The organism is Mycobacterium sp. (genome assembly GCF_019247615.1).
In the GTDB taxonomy this organism is placed as follows: Bacteria; Actinomycetota; Actinomycetes; order Mycobacteriales; family Mycobacteriaceae; genus Mycobacterium.
The window spans coordinates 39426-45425 of record NZ_JAFBAT010000174.1; the positions used below are offsets into that span (position 1 = coordinate 39426).

Here is a 6000-nt window from a genome sequence, read left to right on the forward strand (position 1 = left end):
CCCGTACCCCACGTAAAGCAGAAACGTAGGTGAAACATGTTCGAATCCCTTTTGGTGATCGCGATTTACCTGACGGGCGTTTTCACGCCGGTGCTTATCCCGGCGAGCATTCACGCCGTCCATGTTGTCCGCGACGGGCAAGTGACGTTCCCGTCGCGCCTGAAGGTTCGCCTTCCCCGGCCGGTCCGGTCGCGTCGCGTCGCGGTGCCCGCCACCGCGTGAGCGCCGCGTCCGGCGCCCGTCGGCTCACTTAGCCATCAGGACCGCACTGCCGTACCAGTGACAGGCGAGCAACGCGAGTTCGATGTCGAGCCGATCGGTGCCGATTTCCCGCCCGCGCCGGGCGACGGCGCGGCCGACTCGGTACTTGACGGAGTTGAAGTGCAGGTTCAGCTCCTCGGCGGCCAACTTGTAGCTGCAGCCGCAGGCCAGAAACACCCGTAACGTCTCACGCAACCGTGCGTCGGTTTCATTGTCGCCCGCCAGGTCGCCGAGCACGCCGATCACCCAGTCGCGGGTACCCGCGATATCACCGCCGAGGCGCGAAACCACCGACAGGCCGGGATCGGTGGCGGCGATCACCGTCGGTCCGCCCCGCGCGCTCAGCATCGCCACGGTACGGGCCTCGTCCGCCTCGCGGTGCGAGCGCCGGAACCCCTCGATGCCGGCCGCCACGCTCCCCATCGCCACGTTGGGCGGATCGGATTGCGTCTGTGCGAACCCGCGGATTTTGCCAACGGCGTCAGCGGCATCGGCAACGGCGCTGCGATACGGCAGCCATGCCCACGCGCACCCTTGGTCGGCGGCGATGAAAAGCGGACTGGCTCCAACGCCGGCGACTTCGCCCACTTCACGAACAAACCGCTGCAGCCGGGAGAGCTCATCGCCATCGGCGCCGGCGTCGGTGTACCACACCACCAGCCCGACGTGGTACCAGCGCAGGGGGTAGCGGATCGCCTCGGTCGCCGCATCGACGTCAACCTTCTTGTTCGCGGACAGCAGTTCGCGTACCCGCATGCCGCGCAGGCTGTTCCGATTCTCGAGCCAGCGTTCGCGCTCGTCCTCGTAGACGGTGACGACCTGTTGCGACATCCAGTCGATGTACTCGAACATCGACGCGCTCATCGCCTCGATCACCGACACCCGCACCGCGTCGGGGATGTCGACCTCGCGCAACTCGGCGAAGATCAGCTCGTTCATCCGGCGTTGGCCGAGTCGGTAGGCCCGGACCAGCGCATTGACGGGAGCCCCGTGCTGCGCCAGTCGTCGGGCGTACTCCAGCGCCGCGGTGGGCGCCTCGACGCGCTCGACGGCGATGTCGTAGCGCAGCGCGCGCAGCATCGTGTCGACGTTCCCCTCGACGCTGGCGCCGAGCAACTCGGCGATCCGCGGCTCGCGGGGAAGGTCGGGGATCTGGTCCTTGAGCGCACGACCGATCTCCGTCGTCACGTCGGCCAGTCGGCGGTGCAAGCGGCCGGCGACCTCGGCGACATAACGGCTTGGCTCGACTTGAATATCTGGGCTGTCGAGCCTCGATCTCTTCACGCTGACGACGTTAGCCCCCGCGGTTGTCTTCCGGGGATAACCGCGGAACGCAGTTTTGTCGACTTGCGACTGTGCCGGGACTTACACCGTTCCTAGCGTTGTGGCCACTGTTACTCCCAACGGCAGAAGGAGCCACGAATGGGATTCACAAAGCCGGATCTCCCCGCGGTCGATCCGGACACGTTCTTGCGGAAGCCCCTGATGGAGCGGATGCGATTGATGGCCGCCGATTGGGCCGAGAACGGCTTCGGCTCGCCGCGGATGGTGCATCTCATCTACATCGTGAAGCTGGTCGTCTTCTTTGCGATCGGCGGCATCACGGTGGCCACGGCGACGTCGGGCCTGCCGGCCTTCTGGCACGTATCGCAGTGGTGGAACCAGCCGATCGTCTACCAGAAATTCATCCTGTGGACCGTGTTGCTGGAGTCCATGGGCGTGGCCGGCTCCTGGGGCCCGCTGGCCGGAAAGGTCAAGCCGATGACCGGCGGGATCCTGTTCTGGATGCGGCCCGGCACCATCCGGCTGCGGCCCTGGAAGTGGGTGCCGTTCACCGCGGGCGACCGGCGCACGCGGTTCGACGTCGCCGGATACCTGGCGCTGTTGGTGAGCCTGGCCGTCGCGCTGCTGTCCCCTGGAGTGCACAGCGAATCGCTGTCGAAGGCATTGCCGCACAACACCTCTGGGCTGGTCAGTCCCGCTATGCTGGTCGCGCCGATGGTGCTGCTGGTGCTCATCGGTCTGCGGGACAAGATCGTCTTCCTGGCCGCCCGGTCCGAGCAGTACCTGCCGGCGCTGTTCTTCTTCGCCGTTCTGCAGTTCACCGACATGATCATCGCCTGCAAGATGCTGATCGTGGTGGTGTGGGTCGGCGCCGGTTTCTCAAAGTTCGGCAAGCACTTCTCCAATGTCATTTCGCCGATGGTCAGCAACAGCCCTTCCATCCCGTTCAAGTGGCTCAAGCGGGCGCACTACCGTGACTTCCCGCGGGACCTGCGTCCGTCGCGGTTGGCTCACGTCATGGCGCACTTCAACGGCACGTTCGTCGAGATTGTCGCGCCGCTGATCCTGTTGTTCTCGACCAACAAGTGGCTCACACTGGGCGCCGCGGTGCTGATGGTGGCATTCCACCTGTTCATCATCTCGACCTTCCCGCTGGCCGTCCCACTGGAATGGAACGTCGTGTTCGCCTACACCACGGTGTTCTTGTTCCTGGGCTTCCCTGCATGGGAGGGCTACGCCATCACCGACATGTCCTCGCCGTGGTTGACGGCGGCGATCGCGGCCGGCCTGCTCTTCTTCCCCGTCCTCGGGAACCTGCGGCCGGACAAGGTCTCCTTCCTGCCGTCGCTGCGGCAGTACGCCGGCAACTGGGCCTCGGCGGTGTGGGCGTTCGCGCCGGGAGCGGAGGCGAAGCTGGACCGGGTCACCCGGTCGTCGCGCAACCAGGTCGACCAGTTCATCGCGGCCGGCTACGAGCCGCAGTGGGCGGAAATCGCCCTGCAGAAAGGCATAGCGTGGCGCACCATGCACAGCCAGGGCCGGGGCCTGTTCTCGCTGTTGCTGAACCACCTGCCCGACGTCGACACCCGCACCGTGCGGGAGGGCGAGTTCGTCTGCAACTCGCTGGTCGGATGGAACTTCGGCGACGGCCACCTGCACGACGAGCAGATGATCCGTGCCGTGCAGAGCGAGGCCGCCTTCGAGCCGGGCGAGTGCGTCATCGCGTGGGTGGAGTCCGAGGCCTTCGGCAGCGGCATCCAGCGCTACAAGCTGATCGACGCCGCACTCGGTGTCATCGAACGCGGAACTTGGGAGGTGGCCGACGCGGTCAAGGAGCAGCCCTGGCTCCCCAACGGCCCCATCCCGACCCGTGTCGTCTGGTCCCTCAAGCGCACAGCGAGGGCGGCCGGCCTGCGGACTGAGGGAGCGCTCCGGTGAGTACCGCACTGGTGGTGGGCGGCGGGCCGAACGGGCTCGCCGCCGCCATCGCGCTGGCAGCCGAGGGTGTCCAGGTCACCGTCCTCGAGGCCGCCGAACAGGTCGGCGGCGGAGCGCGCAGCAGCGAGGCGATCATCCCGGGCCTCGTGCACGACCATTGCTCGGCCATCCACCCGATGGCGGTCGGCTCCGAGTTCCACCGCCGCTTCGACCTCCAGCGGTACGGTCTGGCGTGGCGCTGGCCCGAGATCGATTGCGTGCATCCCCTCGACGACGGCAGCGCCGGAGTGCTGTACCGCTCGGTGGAGGCGACCGCGGCCCACCTCGGCGGCGACGGACGGCGGTGGTGCCTGGCGTTCGGCTATTCGGCCGCCCGGTTCGACGCGCTCAGCGAGGACATCATGCGTCCCCTGCTGCGGCTCCCCCGGCACCCCCTGATGCTCGCCCGGTTCGGCGCGCCCACCGCGCTTCCGGCGTCGGCGTTCGCCCGGTTCTTCCGCGCGGACCAGGGCCGCGCGTTGTTCGGAGGCGTTGCGGCGCATGCCTTCCGGCCGTTGCACCACCCGATGACCGCAGCGATCGGGCTCGGCATCATCGCCGCCGGCCATCGGCACGGGTGGGCGGTGGCCGAGGGGGGATCGCAGTCGATCACCAACGCCATGGTGGCGCTGCTCGACGAGTTGGGAGGCAAGATCGAGACCGGCGTGCAGGTAACCGCGGCGTCGCAGCTGCCGCCTGCTGACATCACCATGTTCGACCTCGCGCCGGACGCCGTCGCGCGGATTCTGGGTGACCGCCTGCCGCGCCGAGTTTCGCGGGCGTTCAGACGGTTTCGCCGGGGACCGGGCGCGTTCAAGGTTGACTTCGCCGTCGAGGGTGGCGTCCCCTGGACCAACCGCGACGCGCACCGGGCGGGCACGGTGCACCTGGCGGGACCCTATTCAGAGCTGGCCGCAACGGAACGGGCCATCCATGCCGGGCGTATGCCGGAGCGGCCGTTCGTGTTGGTCGGGCAGCAGTACCTGGCGGACCCGAAACGGTCGGTCGGCAACATCCATCCGGTGTGGAGCTACGCGCACGTGCCCAACGGCTATGCCGGTGACGCGACAGAGGCGATCATCGCGCAGATCGAGCGGTTCGCTCCCGGCTTCCGGGAACGCATCGTCGGATTGACGGTCCGATCCGCCACCCAGATGGACTCCTACAACGCCAACTATGTGGGCGGCGACATCATGACCGGGGCCAAGGACATTCGCCAGCTGACCTTCGGTCCTCGAATCACATTGTCGCCGTACAGTCTTGGCGTACCGGGGATGTACATCTGCTCGGCCGCCACCCCGCCGGGCCCGGGGGCGCACGGCATGTGCGGCGCGAACGCCGCGGCACACGCACTGCGCCACTTGGCCCGGTGAAGCGGAATCCGTTGCAGCCAAACGACTTACCGCGGTAAGGACGGCGCTCGCGGCACCCCGCGGATCCAGTCGACCGCTCGCCACGCGGTGTTCAGCGGTATCGGTTACGCTACCTTCTGCTGCCCTTCGGCACCGTGCGAGTGGGCGGGCAGCGCGCCACAATCGAGGGCTTGACCCGACCAAGAGGGGCGAAGGCATGCGCCACTGGACAGTTGCGGTGGCCGTCGCCGCCGTCGCCGCGTTGGTTGCGTCGTGCGGTGGACACAACGCGAGCGGCCCGGGCCCGACCACGACGACGACCACCACGACGAAACCGCCGCCGCCCGTCGCGCAGGCCGCACTCGGAGGCATCTTGCTGACGCCGGCCGAGATCGACGGCCTGTTGGGTCTCACCGGGACCAAGAGCAAGGAAAAGGTCGACAAACTCGTCGACGACAACGCCAAGCAGCAATGGCCCGCCGGATGGAAGTTTCCCGACGAGTGTCTCTACGCCCTCAACCCCGCGGAGGCACCCGTCTACGCCGACAGCGGGTTCACGGCGGTCAGCGGTGACGACGACGTCGCGTCCCTGCCACCGGGGTCGAGCGAGCCGGACCCCGAGCTCACCCAGGCCGTGGTGTTGTTCCCGTCCGCCAACGAGGCGAATGCGTTCTTCGCGGCGTCCGCCCAGAAGTGGCCGGCCTGCAACAACCGTCAATTCACCACCCCCGGGGGCCCCGATAACCCCGAACTCGCCTGGAAGGTGGGAACGACCGCCAACACCAACGGTATTTTGACGACCACCATCTCGGTGACCATGAACGTGACCCCGCCGCCCGCCAACGGCGCCGGATCTTCCACCGTGAGCTGTCAACGTGCGCTCACCGTGCGCAACAACGTCGCGATCGACGTCTCGGGCTGCCGCCAGGACCCGGGCGACCTGGGTGTCAAGGCGGCCAACCAGATCGCCGGCAAAGCCGATTCGGCGAATGCCAACTTCTTGGCCGGTTCGGTATCAAAGGGCTACGGGCTCAACAATTGCCGGCCGGCGCCGGCGGCAAAATTGACCGGCCAGGTACTCGCAGGCCTCGATTGCGGACAAAACCCCGACCCGGGCGGACCGGTC

5 protein-coding genes are annotated in these 6000 nt (G+C 67.5%); 4 read left to right on the forward strand and 1 reads right to left on the reverse strand.

What is annotated here, in order from left to right; genetic code table 11:
• The first annotated feature begins 36 nt into the window (after window positions 1–36).
• Complete coding sequence (locus JO059_RS11830) at window positions 37–222, forward strand: hypothetical protein (protein WP_293318825.1); 186 nt, start codon at window positions 37–39, stop codon at window positions 220–222.
• A 24-nt stretch (window positions 223–246) separates the two neighbouring features.
• Here the strand turns inward: JO059_RS11830 and JO059_RS11835 are convergent, their stop codons facing one another.
• On the reverse strand, window positions 247–1545 hold the full coding sequence (locus tag JO059_RS11835; protein WP_293318827.1) for a helix-turn-helix domain-containing protein: 1299 nt from the start codon (window positions 1543–1545) through the stop codon (window positions 247–249).
• A gap of 138 nt (window positions 1546–1683) precedes the next feature.
• Here JO059_RS11835 and JO059_RS11840 point away from each other — a divergent pair, with 138 nt between their 5' ends.
• The 3 genes from JO059_RS11840 to JO059_RS11850 all read left to right on the forward strand — a co-directional run.
• Window positions 1684–3483: a DUF3556 domain-containing protein gene (locus JO059_RS11840; RefSeq protein WP_293318829.1), complete on the forward strand. Its 1800-nt coding sequence runs from the start codon at window positions 1684–1686 to the stop codon at window positions 3481–3483.
• Entirely contained in the window at window positions 3480–4895 is a 1416-nt protein-coding gene (locus JO059_RS11845) for an NAD(P)/FAD-dependent oxidoreductase (protein WP_293318831.1), read from the forward strand. Before JO059_RS11840 ends, JO059_RS11845 begins: the two co-directional genes overlap by 4 nt.
• A 196-nt stretch (window positions 4896–5091) precedes the next feature.
• A partial coding sequence (locus JO059_RS11850) for a sensor domain-containing protein (protein ID WP_293318833.1) occupies window positions 5092–6000 on the forward strand: 909 nt, incomplete at its 3' end.

What these genes read in the sequence shown, in the direction of transcription:
- JO059_RS11840 (WP_293318829.1), top strand. Translation starts at nt 1,684, where the DNA reads ATGGGATTCACAAAGCCGGATCTCCCCGCGGTCGATCCGGACACGTTC.
- JO059_RS11830 (WP_293318825.1), top strand. Translation starts at nt 37, where the DNA reads ATGTTCGAATCCCTTTTGGTGATCGCGATTTACCTGACGGGCGTTTTC.